Annotated in this window: 15 protein-coding genes; 8 read left to right on the top strand and 7 right to left on the bottom strand. The window is 67.8% G+C overall.

What is annotated here, in order from left to right; all coding sequences use genetic code 11:
* Positions 1-45 precede the first annotated feature (45 nt).
* Positions 46-1,098 (bottom strand): polyprenyl synthetase family protein, encoded by a 1,053-nt coding sequence (locus tag K3U96_RS20605; RefSeq protein ID WP_220690945.1) that lies wholly within the window; start codon positions 1,096-1,098, stop codon positions 46-48.
* Positions 1,095-1,763 carry a hypothetical protein gene (locus K3U96_RS20610; RefSeq protein ID WP_230982224.1) on the bottom strand — a complete coding sequence of 223 codons (669 nt, stop codon included), beginning with the start codon at positions 1,761-1,763 and terminating at the stop codon, positions 1,095-1,097. The genes K3U96_RS20605 and K3U96_RS20610 overlap by 4 nt, the downstream gene beginning before the upstream one ends.
* A gap of 80 nt (positions 1,764-1,843) precedes the next feature.
* Here K3U96_RS20610 and K3U96_RS20615 point away from each other — a divergent pair, with 80 nt between their 5' ends.
* Genes K3U96_RS20615 through K3U96_RS20630 form a run of 4 tightly spaced genes read left to right on the top strand, consistent with a single transcriptional unit; the run spans position 1,844 to position 9,341 of the window.
* Positions 1,844-3,241, top strand: a complete 1,398-nt coding sequence (locus tag K3U96_RS20615) for a hypothetical protein (RefSeq protein WP_220690946.1) — start codon at positions 1,844-1,846, stop codon at positions 3,239-3,241.
* An 18-nt stretch (positions 3,242-3,259) separates the two neighbouring features.
* Positions 3,260-4,030, top strand: coding sequence for a hypothetical protein (locus tag K3U96_RS20620; protein ID WP_220690947.1), 771 nt, complete (start codon positions 3,260-3,262; stop codon positions 4,028-4,030).
* Positions 4,031-4,043: 13 nt separating this feature from the next.
* The gene (locus K3U96_RS20625) at positions 4,044-6,116 is read left to right on the top strand and encodes an FAD-dependent oxidoreductase (protein ID WP_268928454.1); all 2,073 of its coding nucleotides are present in this window, start codon (positions 4,044-4,046) and stop codon (positions 6,114-6,116) included.
* 18 nt (positions 6,117-6,134) lie between these two features.
* A complete protein-coding gene (locus tag K3U96_RS20630) occupies positions 6,135-9,341 on the top strand; it encodes an ATP-binding protein (protein WP_220690948.1) in 3,207 nt (1,068 codons plus the stop codon).
* Here K3U96_RS20630 and K3U96_RS20635 read toward each other — a convergent pair.
* Positions 9,338-9,796 (bottom strand): DUF3237 domain-containing protein, encoded by a 459-nt coding sequence (locus tag K3U96_RS20635; RefSeq protein WP_220690949.1) that lies wholly within the window; start codon positions 9,794-9,796, stop codon positions 9,338-9,340. The two genes, K3U96_RS20630 and K3U96_RS20635, sit on opposite strands and share 4 nt — an antisense overlap.
* A 25-nt stretch (positions 9,797-9,821) precedes the next feature.
* The gene (locus K3U96_RS20640; protein ID WP_069408179.1) at positions 9,822-10,388 is read right to left on the bottom strand and encodes a CGNR zinc finger domain-containing protein; all 567 of its coding nucleotides are present in this window, start codon (positions 10,386-10,388) and stop codon (positions 9,822-9,824) included.
* Positions 10,389-10,462: 74 nt separating this feature from the next.
* Here K3U96_RS20640 and K3U96_RS20645 point away from each other — a divergent pair, with 74 nt between their 5' ends.
* The 4 genes from K3U96_RS20645 to K3U96_RS20660 are packed head-to-tail and all read left to right on the top strand — an operon-like array spanning position 10,463 to position 13,645.
* Positions 10,463-11,488 (top strand): EamA family transporter, encoded by a 1,026-nt coding sequence (locus tag K3U96_RS20645; RefSeq protein WP_220690950.1) that lies wholly within the window; start codon positions 10,463-10,465, stop codon positions 11,486-11,488.
* Between the two features lie 10 nt (positions 11,489-11,498).
* Positions 11,499-12,200: a cutinase family protein gene (locus K3U96_RS20650; RefSeq protein WP_372515006.1), complete on the top strand. Its 702-nt coding sequence runs from the start codon at positions 11,499-11,501 to the stop codon at positions 12,198-12,200.
* A 36-nt stretch (positions 12,201-12,236) separates the two neighbouring features.
* A complete protein-coding gene (locus K3U96_RS20655; RefSeq protein WP_084223306.1) occupies positions 12,237-12,890 on the top strand; it encodes a cutinase family protein in 654 nt (217 codons plus the stop codon).
* A gap of 59 nt (positions 12,891-12,949) precedes the next feature.
* On the top strand, positions 12,950-13,645 hold the full coding sequence (locus K3U96_RS20660) for a cutinase family protein (RefSeq protein WP_165614139.1): 696 nt from the start codon (positions 12,950-12,952) through the stop codon (positions 13,643-13,645).
* Here K3U96_RS20660 and truA read toward each other — a convergent pair.
* From truA to K3U96_RS20675, 3 genes are read right to left on the bottom strand one after another with little or no spacing between them, the layout of a single operon-like run.
* Positions 13,642-14,535 carry a tRNA pseudouridine(38-40) synthase TruA gene (truA, locus tag K3U96_RS20665; protein ID WP_069405911.1) on the bottom strand — a complete coding sequence of 298 codons (894 nt, stop codon included), beginning with the start codon at positions 14,533-14,535 and terminating at the stop codon, positions 13,642-13,644. The two genes, K3U96_RS20660 and truA, sit on opposite strands and share 4 nt — an antisense overlap.
* Entirely contained in the window at positions 14,519-15,061 is a 543-nt protein-coding gene (gene rplQ, locus K3U96_RS20670) for a 50S ribosomal protein L17 (RefSeq protein ID WP_069405912.1), read from the bottom strand. The genes truA and rplQ overlap by 17 nt, the downstream gene beginning before the upstream one ends.
* A 37-nt stretch (positions 15,062-15,098) precedes the next feature.
* Positions 15,099-16,151, bottom strand: coding sequence for a DNA-directed RNA polymerase subunit alpha (locus tag K3U96_RS20675; protein ID WP_069405913.1), 1,053 nt, complete (start codon positions 16,149-16,151; stop codon positions 15,099-15,101).
* Positions 16,152-16,168 lie beyond the last annotated feature (17 nt).

Here is a 16,168-nt window from a genome sequence, read left to right on the forward strand (position 1 = left end):
CCGCGATCAGCCTATCGGCCGGGCGGACGTGCGAGTCGCACCAAGTTAACGCCAGCGGGCCCACACGTAGGGCACCAGGGCACGCAAGAAGTCGAGATCAGATCCCGGGCGGGCGTCGGCGAACGCCTGCTCGAAGTACTCCTCGGCGACCAGCAGGATCCCCTCGGCGTATTCGCTCGTGAACGTGATGCTGCCGTAGTCGTCCATCAGCGCCCGGATGGTGCGGACGGTCTCGACGGAACGTTGCGCCCTGGTCCGGCGAAGATGATCGCGCACGAGCTCGCGATCGGCGTCGGCAGCGGCGGACAGCAGATGCACGAGCGGCAGGGTGCGCTTGCCCTCGAAGAGGTCACCGAGGATCTCCTTGCCGTACGTGTGCTCGTCGCCCAGCAGGTTCAGCAGATCGTCGCGGATCTGAAACGCCGCACCGAAATGGAAGCCGAACCGGACCAGCCCGGTGAGCTCCGCGGTCCCCCGAGAGCCGACGATGGCACCCACCCGCAACGGGTGAATGGTGGTGTACCAACAGGTTTTATGCATGATGAGGTTGAGGTAGTCCTCTGGGGTGACGTTCTCGACGTTGTCGAGCTGCCAACCCACCTCTGTCGCCTGGCCTTCCAGCGTGCGCAACGCCATGGTGTCGAACTCACCCCACACCAGGTCGGCGAGATCACGGTCCAGCCGCCGGGTCGCGCGCCGCAGCACCTGGCTCGCCACGATCGCCAGCCCGTCACCGGCGTTCAGCGCGGCCGCCATGCCGTGGGCCGCCGCCAGCGTCGGCCGGCCTCGGCGCATCTCGCTGCCGTCCGCGATGTCGTCATGTACGAGAAAAGCGTTGTGCAACAGCTCGATTGCCACCGCGATACCCAGCAGATCGTTCGGATCACCGCCGAACGCCCGGCCTGCCGAAAGACACAACGCGGGCCGAAGGGCCTTGCCGGGCCGCGACGGATATTCACGCATCGGCCCGTACAACCATTGGACGGGTTCGCCGTCGGGCATCGCGTCCAGCATCGAGCGTCGCACGGTGCGGGCCACCCGGCGAAGCCGGCTCTCGACCTCGGTGATCAGGTCTTGCCGTTGCGCGGCGTCCGTCATGCGCTGGGGGCACGCACGATCAGTGCGATCGGCAGCCAGACGTCGGCGTGCCCGTCGGCCAGAAGCGTGCCGCGGTAGCAGCCCGGTGCGACGTCGTCGCCGACGTCGATCTCCACCGTCACCCCGCGACTGGACCGGGCGAACATCGGCACCGCGTCGGGCTCGAAGCGCACCATGTCCGATGCGATGACGCCGCCGTCGTGCGACAGCAGATCACTGCACCGCAGCCGCACCTTGCCCATGTCGACCGCGCCGCCGTTGTGCAGCCACACCTCCGACGAGACCGCACCGGGTTGCTCGGCGTCGAGGCAAAGCTGCCCGGCCGAGGTGGCGTTCGCCAGATCGAGCGTGGCCTCGTCGGTCTGCGTGGTTGCTCCCGCCCCGGTCAGCGACCGGGTGAGCTGATCGGCGAGCTTCTGCCACGCCGACAGCACCCGATCCACGTCATGGCCCGGCGGCGTCGCGGCCGGCCCGTCCGATGCGCCGCCACCGCCTTCCAACCCCTCCTCGGCGATGCGGACGAACCGGTTGACGACCTCGGTGGCGGCTCGAAACCCGCGGGCCTGCACCGAGCTCAGCACCCGGGCGTTGGCGGCCGGGTCGAACGCTGCGGCCCACGGCAGGTCGGCGATGCTCCCGTCGTCTCGAATCTGGTCGCTGACCACCCGAAATCCTCCCCGAAATCGGCCCGGCGACGGGGCCGCACAACGGTATGCTAAATCGTCTGATAGCGAGAGGCGGGGCAATGGCTATACGACAGTCCGTCTTGGCCCTGTACGGCGCGATCACCCAGGGACTCACCGCCTTAAACGACGCCACGACCAGCAGCACCGAGGACCGCGAAAGCCTGCGCGCCATGACGACCCAGTTCGCCGGGCTCACCGGCAGCGCCGGCGAACGCGGTTGGTACGGGGAACTTCTTCGCTATTTCGATGACCACCGCACCGGCGAGCAGCGGGTCACCGCCGACAATCTCCGCGACGCGGTCGCAGACCTCACCGCAGAAGACAACGACCCGCTGCAGCCCACGTGGGCATACCGGGCCATCGTGGCCGGGTACGTGTTGGATCGCCTGGCGCTGGCCGGCGTCGGGCCCATGGAGGAACCGGGCCTGCTCGCGGCGATGATCGCCGCCTCGCCGGCCGAGGATCCCGATGGGCGCGGAGCCCGAAGGGTCGGCCGGGAGGTCGCCGCCGAACTCGCCGGCTCAGTACTGGAGACCCGAGTGAACGAACTCGAGGACTTCTGGGACCAGCTGCAGATGATGTCGGGAACGCTTGCCACCTCCGTGGCGTCCATGCAGAGCACCTCGATGCTGCGGAAGGTCAAGCGCGAGTACTGCAGCGTCGTCACCACGACGGCCGAATGGCCGGACATCAGCTATGACAAGTTGAAATCCGTTATCGAGCCGGTCAACTGGAGTTTGTTCTACAAAGAGTTCTTCTGCGAAATGCAACCGGTAAATCCACCCGACCCCTACGGTTGGTCACGGATCCGCGAGTCCGTCAGCGGCGATTGCGACCGGTATGCCCTCAACACCGGGCTGAAGTTCTGGAAGGCCGAACACCAGGGCGGGTTGATCCTCAACTACGACTTGGACGCCGACCGGACCAACACCGACAAGTTGGTGCTTGTCGACAACGGCTACATCTGGATAAAACCCGCCGTCGCCGGGCAACCGGACAAGGGCGTCAAAGTGCGCACCAGCAAACAGTTGCTGATCAGCGGCATGAGCGCGACCGCGATGACCAAGCTCGCCGAATCGTTCGGCTGGGCCACCAACGCCTCCGACATGTTCCATCACGCCGCCAAGTACACCAACCCGGCGACGCCGTTCAGCAGCTCCAAGCCCGGACCCAATCCGCCGCCGCCGGACACCTCGACCACGTGGCCCGTCATCGTCCCCGCGATTCCCGCCGATCTGCGCGACGAATATTGCCGTGACACAACTGAATTGATCAAGCGGCGCTTGACGTTTGCAGGCGACTTCGCCGAGGAGTTCGCCGACCGGTGGCAAGACGGTATCGATCTCACCGAGTTCAACGAGCTGAACGACATGGCGGTCAGCGAAATCAAGACCGCACCCAAGGAAGCCTTCGACACGGCGACAGACAACTTCCGCCCCAAGGCACCCACCCCCTGAGGTGAGAAGGAGAAGACGATGGACGAACCCAGCGTCATCGCCCAACGGCTGACCGAAACCGCCAAAGACGTCGTCGACCAGGCCAGGGTGATCGCCAAGGGGGCGATCGCAGACGCCGCCGACGTCGACAACTTCACCGCGGCCAAGCTGATCGACTCCTACATGAAGATGGTCGATCTCACGTTGACCGGCGGCCTACAGGTCACCAAGGACGTGTTGGGCGTGGACGCCCCGAGCACACCGCAGGACCAGGACGCCGCGGAAGGGCGCAGGCTTGTCGCCGACGCGATGGAGTCGATCAGCCGCCGGATGCTGCGGCAGACAAGCGCAGTGGCCCAGGAGACGGCCGACCTGTTGGACAAGAACCCGAACAGTCCGACCGCCTGGGCCAGGGCGATGGTCAAGCTGGCCGACGTCGCACTGCTGGGCGGGACCGAATTGGCCGAGACCGCCTTGATCGGCCCGGCGCCGTTCGAGAAGACCGCGGTCAGCTCCGACACTTACCTGGCCGGCGGAATTGGCAAGCGCACACTCAAAGTCAAGGCACCGGGCCTCATGCGGCCGGGAACGGTCGATCCCATTCCGGACAGCCATTTGAAATTCTTTGTCCGTATCGACGACAAGACCGGCCAAGAGGCACCGGGCGGCCTGCTCGAGGATGGACAGACCGAGTTCTACCTCAGCGCGCATCCGGCCGGGTTGATCAGCGGGCTGTACGTCGGGGCGGTCGAGGTGGTCAACGCCAAAGACGTCGTCGTCCAGACGGTCGACGTCGAAATTCCACTGTGACAAACCCGTTCGGGTGACCCGTACGAAGGAACGCATCGCCATCCTCGGCGGGGGTATGGCGGGCCTGACCGCCGCGTGGCGTTTGAGCGAGCCGGGGTGGCGCGATCGCTTCGAGTCGATCACCGTCTACCAACGAGGCTGGCGTCTCGGCGGCAAGGGCGCGTCCAGCCGCGGCGAGCACGGTCGCATCGAAGAACACGGGTTGCACGTGTGGATCGGCTCCTACGAGAACGCGTTCACGCTGATCCGCCAGTGCTACGTCGAACTGGACCGTGCCGGCACCGACCCGTCGGCGCCCATCCAGACCTGGGATCAGGCCTTCATCCCGGCCAACGATGTCGGGGCGACCGACCGGTGGCAGGGCGAATGGCGGTTGTGGCTGGGCCGGTTCACCGGTAACGAGGAGTTGCCCGGCGAACCCAGCGAAACCGGAGCCGCGGCTGCTGAGATGACCGTGACGCAGTTCGTCGAACGTGCCCTGCAACTGATACTCGACTTCGCCGACTCCCTGCGGACGATGGGCGAGGCCGGCCTGACCATGTCGGTGACTGCCGAAATACCCGCGCCCGAGCGGACTTTGGACGCTGTGCAGCGCGCCGTGCTGGCCGCGTTGATCGCGCTGGCCGACCCTCAGCCCGTCAACGGTGCCGCGGCGGGCGTGCTCGCCCATGCGCTCGACGCGATCCGCGACACCCTCGACGTCGAGCGTCGCGCGGACCATCGGTTGTCCTGGACGCTGCTGTCGCTGCTGACCGCGACCGTACGCGGCGTCCTGGCCGACGGTCTGGTCACCGACCCGCGCGGTTTGCGATCCGTCAACGACGAGGACTACGGCGCCTGGGTGCTTCGGCACGGCGCGCATCCGGAGGTGCTGGAGTTCCCGGTGCTGCGCGCCATGTACAACATGGTGTTCGGATACGAGAAGGGCCATCTGGAACGACCGACTGTGTCGGCCGGGGTCGGGATGCTGCTCGTCGGGCTGATGTTCTTCACCTACAAGGGCGCGATCTTCTGGAAGATGACCGCAGGTATGGGGGACATCGTGATGGCCCCGCTCTACGAGGTATTGCGCAGGCGAGGCGTCGAATTCGAGTTCTTTCACCGTGTCGATGCGCTGCACCTCGACCGTGGCCGCCAGTACGTCGACGCAATCACCATGGGCCGCCAGGTCTGGCTCGCCGACGAGTCGGCGCACTACGAGCCGCTGACCCGGGTGCGCGGACTACCCGTCTTCCCGAACTGGCCGCTCACCGAACAGCTCGAGACCCGCGACGGACTGGGCGACCTGGAATCACATTTCGGCTCGCGCGACGACGCCGAGACCCGGGTCCTTCGCCGCGGCGTCGATTTCGACCGGGTGGTGCTCGCCGTGTCGCTGGGCATGGTCGAGGTCGTGGCGCAGGAGCTGATCGCCGACCGGCCCGAGTGGCAGGAGATGACCACGCATCTGCGCACGATCGCCACCCAGGGCCTGCAGATCTGGCTGCGGCCCGATCACGCCGAACTCGGGTTGGCGGCACCGGCGATCACGACCAGCGGCTACATTCCGCCGATCGACACGTTTTCGTCGATGCCGCAGACCTTGTGGGCCGAGGAGTGGCCAGCAGACGACCAGCCGCAGACCGTCGCGTACTTCTGCGGTGCGCTCGATGTCGACTGGTCACCCACCATCGATCAGGACGCCTACGCCCGGCGCTGCAGGCAGATCGCCGAAGCCGAAACGCTGAACTTTCTGGACAACCTGGTCGGCGTGCACCTGCCCGGCGCGGTCCGCGACGACGGCTTCGCCTGGCATCTGGTGGCCGGCACACAAGGTCGCCGCGGCGCGGAGGCGCTGGCCACCCAGCACGTCAGCGTGAACATCGACCCGTCCGACCGCTACGTGCTGTCGCTTCCCGGTACCGACGACTACCGCCTGCGCCCCGATGAGGCCGGCTACGACAACCTCGTCCTGGCGGGCGACTGGACCGACTCGGGCCTGAACTCCGGGTGTATCGAGTCCGCGGTGCTCTCGGGCCTGCAGGCAGCCAACACGGTCCTGGGCCATGGCAGGTTCCACCGCATTCGGGGTCTGTACCTGCCGTAGGGCAGTCACAATTAGAAGGTGACCGACCCTGTCCGCCGCCGGTCGACGATCGATGAGCTTCTCGATCGCGCGGTGAGCGCCATCAACAGAGGTGACAGGGCAACCGCCGACGCCCTTGCCGGGCAGGTGCTGGCCGTCGATTCGGCCAACGTCGACGCCGAGGAACTGCTCGCGGCACCCGTCGAACACGGTGAGCTGCGCCGCCTCACGATCATGTTCGCCGACCTGGTCGACTCCACCGCGCTGTCGACCCGCACCGAACCGGAGACCTACCGCACCGTGGTGGGCAGCTACCGCGACGAGGTGCTGCGCATCGTCAACCACTACGAGGGCCACATCGGCAACACCAAGGGCGACGGGTTGCTCGCCGTGTTCGGCCATCCCGTCGCCCACGAGGACGACGTCCGCCGCGCGGTACAGGCGGGCCTGGACCTCACCAAGGCCATCGCGCACCTGTCCGACCGGGTACGGCGGCGGTTCGGTTTCGGCATCGACGCCCGGGTCGGCATCCACCGCGGCCTGGTCTATCTCGACATCGCCCAGGACGACGTGTACGGCCTGGCCGCCAACCTCGCCGCACGGATGTGTAGCATCGCCGAACCCGGAACGGTCGCGGTCTCCGGCGCCGTCGAACGGTTGGTCCGCGACACGTTCGAATTCGAGGCGGGCGCACCGCACAACGTCAAGGGCATCGACACGCAGGTCATTCCCTACCGGCCGATCGGCGAACGTGAAGTCACCGGGGTTGCACCCGGCCCGTTGGTGGGCCGTGTGTACGAGACAGGTTGCCTGCAAACGGCTTTGGATGCGGCCGCGGCAGGCACCGTGAACCCCACGGGGATTGCCTTCGTCGGTGAGCCCGGTATCGGCAAGAGCCGGCTTGTCGCCGCCGCCGTCGAAAGAGCAAACCGCCCCGACGATGTCGTGCTTCACCTGTTCGGGTCACCGTTTCACACCGACGTCGGCCTGCACCCCGTGCGAAAGCTGCTGGAGCGCCGATGCGGGATCACCCGCAGTTCCAAACCCGAAGAGCGGCTGGCCGTCTTGCGATCCGAGCTCGATGCGCAGGGCTTGAACCCCGACGTCATGGTGCCCAACCTCGCACCGGTGCTGGGGATATCACCGGCCACCGGATACGACCCGGCCCCCGCGGAGGGCCGCAAACTGCACGAGCAGATCACCGCCGCCGTCGGCACCTACCTGATGGCCTGCATGCGCGCCGGGCGCGGTCTCGTCGTCGCCGAAGACATGCACTGGTTCGACCCCTCGACCACCGAGGTGGTCCGCAGGCTGCTGGACGCCGGGCCGGGCCGCGTCCTGGTGGTGATGACCTCACGAGACCGGTCGTCGCTGCCTGACCGCGCCGAATACCGCGTGCTCGAGGTCAACCCGCTCAGCGACGACGAGACCGATGCGCTCATCTCGACGCTGCATCCTGCGCTGCCGGCCGCGGCCCGAAAGACGGTCCGGCGCCGCTGCGACGGGGTGCCGCTCTACATCGAGGAGGTGGTGGCCAAGCTCAAAGAGCAGCCGGCCGATACCGTGGAATCACAACAGGTTCCCGACACGTTGTACGAGGCGCTGTTCGCGCGGCTGCGGTCCAGCGACACGGCCATCCGGGTGGTGGAGGCGGCCGCCACGATCGGCACGCTGTTCGACCGCGCCCTGCTGCGCTCGGTGGTCGCGTTGGCAGACGATGACCTCGACCGGGTGCTTACCGACCTGCGCGATGCCACTGTGCTCGAGCCCGCTGGGGACAACGTCTGGCGGTTTCGTCACGAGCTGTTGCGCGAAGTCGCGGCGGAACTGCCGCCACCCAGCATCCGCCAGCGGCTCCATGGCCGGGTCGCCGACGCGCTGATCGCCGCGTCCTCACAGGATTGGCCGGTCATCGCAGCGCAATTCGAAGAGGCGCACCGCGACCGCGAAGCCATCGCGGCATACGAGCAGGCCTCCGCCATGGCACGTCAGCGCGGCGCCCTCGACGAGGCCCGCCGGTACCTCGCGCGCGCTCTGGACCTGCTCGGGGTGCTTCCGCAAGACGCCGAACGCGACCACACCGAGATGAACCTGCGGCTGCGACGCGGGTTTCTCGCCGCCGCCGCCGAGGGACCGGGCAGTACGCAGGCCGTGGTGGATTTCGAACGTTGCCTTGCGTTGTGCGGCACCGACCCGCACGCCGACGGTTTGTTCGCCACGTTGATGGCGTTGTTCAGCTACTACGTGACGCGAGCCGATTTCGCACGCGCACAACAGATCGTCGATTCGCTGCGCGTCGGAGTCGACGGAGGTCGCGAGTGGTGGCGCGCGGAGAACCTCGGCGGGGCGGCGACGGTGGCCTGGTTCCGCGGCGACTTCGGTGCAGCCCTGGCCAGCCAAGAGCAGGCCGATCGCCTGATGACCGCGCGCGGCAGCCGAGACCTCGAAGCCGAGTGGTTCATGCCGCACGACCCCGTGGTGTTGGGACTGTGCAGCCTCGCGCTGGCCCGTTGGGTCCACGGTGACCTCGACGGCGCCGAAGATGCGTTGGCCCGCAGCGAAATTCGGGCCGGCGACCTGAAGTTTCCGCAGGGCCCGTTCAGCATGTGCAACCTGCGCTACATCCAGATCTGGATCTGCGTGGAGTCTGGCCGGCTGGACCGCGCCGGCGAGTTGGCCGCCGATATGCTCCAGCGCGCCGACCATTACGGCTTCGATCAGTGGACTGCTCTGGGGGCGACGTTCGCCGTTCTGGTGCCCGCCGCGGCCGCACTGGCCGCGGGCCGCCTCGACGCACCCGAGATACCGCAGGCGACAACGGCGCTGACCGGCTGGGTGCAGGCGGGCCGGTCCCTAGGGGCGACGGTTTTCGTGCCGTCGTTCGATGGACATACGGCACGACTGCTGGTCGCGGCCGGCCAGCCCCTCGAGGCGCGCGCACGGGCAAACGCCGGTCTGCAGTTGGCCGACGACACGTCGATGCACTACTACGACGCGGAGCTGCTACGTGTGCGGGCCGCCACGCATGTCGATCCCGACGCCCGCCGCGAGGATCTGCAGGCGGCGTTCGACCTGGCCCGCAACCAGGGTGCGCCGGTGTTCGCATTGCGTGCCGCCCTTGACGATTACGCCGAACGCGGTGATGGGGCGGCGCGGCGAAAGGTGGCCGAGGCGGTGGCGATGTTCGCCGCCGACAGTTCGTGGCCTGACCTGGGCCGGGCCCGCGCGCTGCTCGCCGACCCCTAGACCGCTCGAAAGACCTCGTACTCCACGCCGAAGCCCTCACGCAGCCTGCCGCGCGCGACAAACACGCTCTGGCCCATCCACGCGTACCGCGGATCACCCGTCTCGACCCGCGGTGTCGTCCGAAAGTACTGGTCGTCAAACGATGTTGCGCTGCCCGTCGCGATCGCCTGCGCGACGACCTCGTTCATCTCGAGGAGTCCCAGGTACTGCATGTAGACGTGCGCGCCGTCGTCGGTGGCGAACTGCACGCGAACGTCGATGCGCCCGTAGCCATCCGGCGCGATGAGCATCCAGTCGCCACCGCCACCGACGGCGCGGGCGTTGAACCTCTCACCGGTCGCGGCGCCCTCGATGACTTCGGCGTAGATTCTCTGGCCCAGCGGTCCGGCACCGAAGTCGACCGGCGGTTTGAGCGAGGCCCAGAAGGCGAATTCCCGTTTCAACTCGAGACCCATGCCGACCCCCTCACATCGTGCGATCTCACGATACGTCGTCGGAACCGCGGGCGCGGCGTTGTCGGTAGGCCGCCACATGCTGGCGGTTGCCGCAGTTACCCGTGTCGCAGAACTTGCCCGACCGGTTGCGCGACAGGTCCACCAGCACGGCCTCGCAGTCAGGTGCCGCGCAGGTCTTGAGCCGGCGCAACTCGCCGATCCGGATCAAGTCGGCAAGGGCCATCGCCATCTCGGCACCCATCCGCTGCCACAGCGGGTCGGAAACGGACGCCAGATGCAAGTGCCACTCCGGCATCTCCGGATGCCGCGTCAGCCACGGGGCGGCCCGGGTGTCGTTCAGCAACGCGTTCACCTCGCCGACGACGCGTTCCTCGTCCTCGGCGGCCGTCCAGACCCTGCCGAGCCGCTCCCGTAGCCGCTGCACGGCGCGCAGTTCGGCCTCGTCATGATCGCGCCGACCAGTCCAGCCGAACCTGTCCAGATAGCCGTTCAGCGCGGCCATATCCGCAAGCTGGTCGCCTGCCACCCGGTCGCTGTTGACCAGCACACAGATGGCCCGCAGCGTGAGGTCGGTGTCATGACTGAAAAGCATTTGACTCATGATCCCCTTCGTCGCTAGCGTCATGACCAAAGACGATTTTACTCGTTACTTCGGTGGGGGTGTTCATGGCCGTGGACGACGTCCGCGCACGTCCGGCCGGCGACCACTTTCGCCTCGGCCTGTTCTTCGCGCTGACCTCCGCGTTCGCGTTCGGCTCGTCGGGGCCGTTCGCCCGATCGCTGATGGACGCCGGCTGGACGCCGACGGCCGCGGTGGTGGCCCGACTGGCCGGCGGCGCGCTGGTTCTGGCCATCTTCGCCACCGTGGTTCGGCCGGGCTGGATCCGAGAGGCGGCGACGCACCACAGGGCGGTGCTGGCCTACGGCGTCATCCCGATAGCCGGGGCGCAGCTGTTCTACTACAACGCGGTCGCGCACCTGTCCGTCGGCGTCGCGCTGCTGCTCGAGTACACCGCCCCCATCCTCGTCGTCGCGTGGGTCTGGGCCAGGACCCGGCGCAGGCCGACCAACCGCACGCTGGCCGGCGTCGTACTGGCATTCATCGGAATGATGCTGGTGCTCAACGTCTTTGCGGGGGCACACGTCAACCTCGTCGGCGTCGGCTGGGGGTTGGCGGCCGCCGTATGCGCGGCCTGCTACTTCGTGATGTCCGCCAACGTCGACAGCGACGGTGATGCGGCCGTGCACCCGGTCACGTTGGCAGCGGGCGGGCTGGTCGTCGGCACCGCCACGGTGGTGCTGCTCGGCGTGACGGGCCTGATGCCGCTGACCTTCACGGCCAACGATGCCGTCGTCGCCGGGTGGACGACCTCCTGGCTGGTGCCGGTGCTGGCCCTTGGCGTGCTGGCCACCGCGGTCGCCTACCTGCTGGGCATCATGGGCATCGCGCTGCTGCGGCCCCGGTTCGCCTCGCTGGTCGGGCTCTCCGAGGTGATGTTCGCGGTGCTCGCCGCGTGGGTGCTGGTGGGACAGTCGATCACGGTCAATCAGGCCGTCGGCGGCGCGATCGTCCTGTGCGGGCTGGCGCTGGCGCGTGCCGGGGACCGATCAGCGGTGGTGGCCGAGGCGACCTGGCCGGACGGGCCGGTCGAGCAGAAGCAACCGTTAGGCCATCGGCAGCGCGATATGTGAGTATGTCGACGTGACTTTGCTGCGCGCCTCGTGCCGGCCGGCGGCTGTGGTGGCCGCCGTCGCCGCGCTCATCATCGCTCCGTTGCCGTTGGCCATCCCTTCGGCCATGGCGCAGCCCGGCCCGCTGCCGGGGCCCGGATATCCGACCTCGCAGTGCGCCGACATCGAGGTCATCTTCGCCCGCGGCACCGACGACACCCCTGGTCTGGGCACCCCCGGCACGGCGTTCGTCAACGCGCTGCGACAGCAGACCGGCGGGCGCAGCGTCACCGGGTACGCGGTCGACTACCCCGCCTCCTACGACTTCCTGGCCGCCGCGGACGGCGCGGCTGACGCCACCAACCGGGTCGCGGTCATGGCGCAACAGTGCCCGTCCACGCGCATCGTGCTCGGCGGCTACTCGCAGGGCGCCGCGGTGATCGACATGCTGGCCGGTGTGCCGCCGTTGGGCAACAAGATCGGCTCCATCGGGTCGGCGCCGCCGCTGCCGGGCAGCCTGCAGCCCAACATCGCCGCGGTCGTGGTGTTCGGCAACCCGGCGGCCAAGTTCGACAACCCGATCACCAGTTCGGTTTTCGCAGGCCGCGCGCTCGACCTGTGCAAGGACGGCGACCCCATCTGCTCTGGTGGCCGCAACCCGTTCGCGCACAACGACTATGTGAGTGGAGGGCAGGTCCAACAGGCCGCGAACTTCGTCGCCGGCCTGGTGTGATCTTGTTGGCGGGTCCCGCCGATATCATCTGACCCCGTGAACTTCCAGCGTCTTCGCCGACGGTTCGTCGGCGCCGTCCTTGGCGCGCTGACGGCGGCGGCCCCGCTCGTCGCCCCGCCGGTTGCGGTGGCCCAACCCTGCTCGGATGTGACCGTGGTGTTTGCGCGGGGCACCGCGGAGCCACCCGGCATCGGTCGCGTCGGCCAAGCCTTCGTCGACGCGCTGCGCACCCAACTCGGCAGCCGAACGCTGTCGGCCTACGGGGTGAACTACCCGGCCAGCTACGACTTCATCCTCGCGGCGGACGGCGCGGCCGACGCGGCGGCCTACGTCACGAACATCGTGCAGTCCTGTCCGGCGACGCGGATCGTGCTCGGCGGGTTCTCTCAGGGCGCGGCCGTGGTCGACATGCTGGCCGGGGTGCCACCGCTGGGTAACCGCCTCGGCGCGGTGGGCCCGATGCTGCCCGGGACCGCGGTGTCGAAGGTCGCCGCGGTCGCCGTGTTCGGCAACCCGGCGACCAAATTCGGCAACCCGATCACCACCTCGGTCTTCGGCGGGCGCGCAATCGATCTCTGCACCGACGGCGACCCGATCTGCTCGCGCGGTCGCAACCCGTTCGCCCACAGCGATTACGTGGGCGCCGGGATGGCACACCATGCGGCGAATTTCGTGGCAGGCCTGGTGTAGGCCACCGGTCCGCGAATTGATCGACGTCGGCGTCGATATGTTCCGTTATCATCGGCCGAGTGAATCGTGATCTAGTTCGTCGTTGGGGAAGTCGGGGGTTGCTGCTCGTCGGGGCGGCAGTGCTCGCGGTGGCCGGGCTGATCGCACCGCCAACGCCTGGCTACCGAGGCTTGGCGCCCGTCGCCGCCGCGCAGTCCTGCCCGCAGGCCGAACTGATCTTCGCGCGCGGGCGCACCGAGTCCCCCGGCGCGGGTGTGATCGGCAACGCACTCATCAGCGCTGTGCGCAGCAAGACCGACAAGAACATCAACCTCTACGCCGTCAACTATCCCGCGGACTACGAGATCGACATCGGCGCCAACGACATGAGCTCACGCATCCAGGACATGGCGGGCCGGTGCCCCGACACCAGGCTGGTGCTGGGCGGGTACTCACTCGGCGCGGCGGTCACCGACGTCGTGCTGGCCGCACCGATCGCGGCGTTCGGTTTCAAGAAGCCGCTGCCGGCGGGCATGGACACCCACATCGCGGCGGTCGCACTGTTCGGCAACGGCTCGGCCTGGGCCGGACCGATCACGACCTTCAGCCCGCTCTACAGCGAACGCACGATCGAGTTGTGCCATGGCGCCGATCCGATCTGCAACCCCGCCGACCCCAACACCTGGGAGGGCAACTGGCCCGACCACGCCGCGCGGGCCTACATCAACGCGGGCATGGTCAACCAGGCCGCCGACTTCATCGCGGCGCGGATCTAGTCGACGACCCGCAGGTCGCGGGTCACCCGGGTGCGGGCCTCGAGTTGGTCCTTCGGCGGGTAGTCGATGCCGACGAGTGTCAGCCCCTGCGGCGGTGCTGCCGCGAACTCGCTGGAACGTCGCTCGGCCTGCAACAGCGTTGCGCACCAGTCAGGTTCGCGGCGATGCTCGCCCACCGCAAGCAACGCACCCACCAGTGACCGGACCATCGACCAGCAAAACGCGTCGGCGGTGACGTGCGCGGTGATGCGGTCGCCCTCGCGTGACCAGTTCAGCCGCTGCAGGTCGCGGATTGTGGTGGCTCCCTCGCGATGACGGCAGAAGGCGGCGAAGTCGCGCAGCCCCAGCAGGTGTCGGGACGCGACGGCCATGGCGTCGACGTCCAGCGGACGCGGCCACGCCGTCACGTAGCGCGCGTCCTGGGGTTCCACGCCGTACGGCGCCGTGGAGAGCCGATAGGTGTAATGCCGGCGCAACGCCGAGAACCGCGCATCGAAACCCGCTGGAGCACGGAAAATGTCGAGCACGCGCACATCCGGCGGCAGGAACCGGCCCAGCCGTCGCACCAACGGAAGGAACTCGCTGTCGCCCTGGCGCGGGGCGCGCGGATAGGCGTGCGAGAGTGCGTCGGCGGGCACGTCGACGTGTGCGACCTGCCCGGTGGCGTGCACACCGGCGTCGGTGCGCCCGGCCGCGCGTAGCCGTACCGGGGTGCGGAACACCGTCGACAACGCCTCATCGAGGACGCCTGCCACGGTGCGCTGCCCGGCCTGGGCCGCCCAGCCAGCGAAATCGGTGCCGTCGTAGGCGATGTCGGCGCGAAGACGAACAGGCCCGCCACCGTTACCGATGGCGGGCCCGTCGCTCACGTCACTAGGACTTGTCGTCATCCTTTTCGGCTTCAGCCTCGTCGGCCTGCGCCTCGGCCTCGTCGGCGGCGGCCTCGGTCGCCTCGGGCTCGACCTCGTCTGCCCGCGTCGCCTGCGAGGCCGCCGCACGGGACTCGACGTCGCCGCCGGCGCGGCTCCGGCGGGCCCGCTCGGCCTCGGAGGTCACCGTCTTCTCCCGCACCAGCTCGATGACCGCCATGGGCGCGTTGTCGCCCTTGCGTGCCTCGACCTTGATGATGCGGGTGTAGCCGCCGTTGCGGTCGGCGTAGAACGGGCCGATCTCAGCGAACAACGTGTGCACCACGTCCTTGTCGCGGATCTTCTTCATCACCTCACGCCGGTTGTGCAGCGTGCCCTTCTTGGCGTGGGTGATGAGCTTCTCCGCATAGGGCCGCAACGCCCGCGCCTTGGGCTCGGTCGTCTTGATCCGGCCGTGCTCGAACAGCGAAGTGGCCAGGTTGGCCAGGATCGCCTTCTGGTGCGAGGACGACCCGCCGAGGCGAGGGCCCTTGGTGGGCTTGGGCATGAAGAACTCCCTACTGAGAATTAAGGCGAGGTGGCGATTACAACTGTTCGGTTTCGGCGTAGTCCTGGTTGTCCTCCAGGTCGTAGCCGGCGTCGCTGTTCCAGGTACCGGTGGCGGCGTCGTATCCGGCCACCTCGGACGGATCAAACGTGGCCGGGCTGTCCTTGAGCGACAGACCCAGCTGATGCAGCTTGATCTTCACCTCATCGATGGACTTCTGGCCGAAGTTGCGGATGTCCAGCAGGTCGGACTCCGTGCGGGCGACCAACTCGCCGACCGTGTGCACACCCTCGCGCTTGAGGCAGTTGTACGACCGCACCGTGAGGTCCAAGTCGTCGATCGGCAGCGCGAAGCTGGCGATGTGATCGGCCTCGGCGGGCGAGGGCCCGATCTCGATGCCCTCGGCCTCGACGTTGAGTTCCCTAGCCAGACCGAACAGTTCGACCAGGGTCTTACCGGCCGACGCCAGCGCGTCACGCGGGCTGATCGAGTTCTTGGTCTCGACATCCAGGATCAGCTTGTCGAAGTCGGTGCGCTGCTCGACGCGGGTGGCCTCCACCTTGTAGGTGACCTTGAGCACCGGGCTGTAAATGGAATCGACAGGGATACGGCCGATCTCGGCACCCGACGCCTTGTTCTGCACGGCCGGAACGTAGCCGCGGCCGCGCTCGACGACGAGCTCCACCTCGAGCTTGCCCTTGTCGTTGAGGGTGGCGATATGCATGTCGGGGTTGTGCACCGTCACACCGGCGGGCGGCACGATGTCGCCCGCAGTGACCTCACCGGGGCCCTGCTTGCGCAGGTACATGGTGACCGGCTCGTCCTCTTCGGACGACACGACCAGACCCTTGAGGTTGAGGATGATGTCGGTGACGTCTTCCTTCACCCCGGGGACCGTGGTGAACTCGTGCAGCACACCGTCGATGCGGATGCTGGTGACTGCCGCGCCGGGGATCGACGACAGCAGGGTTCGCCGAAGCGAATTGCCAAGGGTGTAGCCGAATCCGGGCTCCAACGGTTCGATGACGAACTGGGAGCGGTCCTCGGCAATAACCTCTTCGGACAGTGTGGGTCGCTGAGAGATCAGCATGGTGTTTCTCTATCTCC

This window comes from Mycolicibacterium holsaticum DSM 44478 = JCM 12374 (assembly GCF_019645835.1).
In the GTDB taxonomy this organism is placed as follows: Bacteria; Actinomycetota; Actinomycetes; order Mycobacteriales; family Mycobacteriaceae; genus Mycobacterium; species Mycobacterium holsaticum.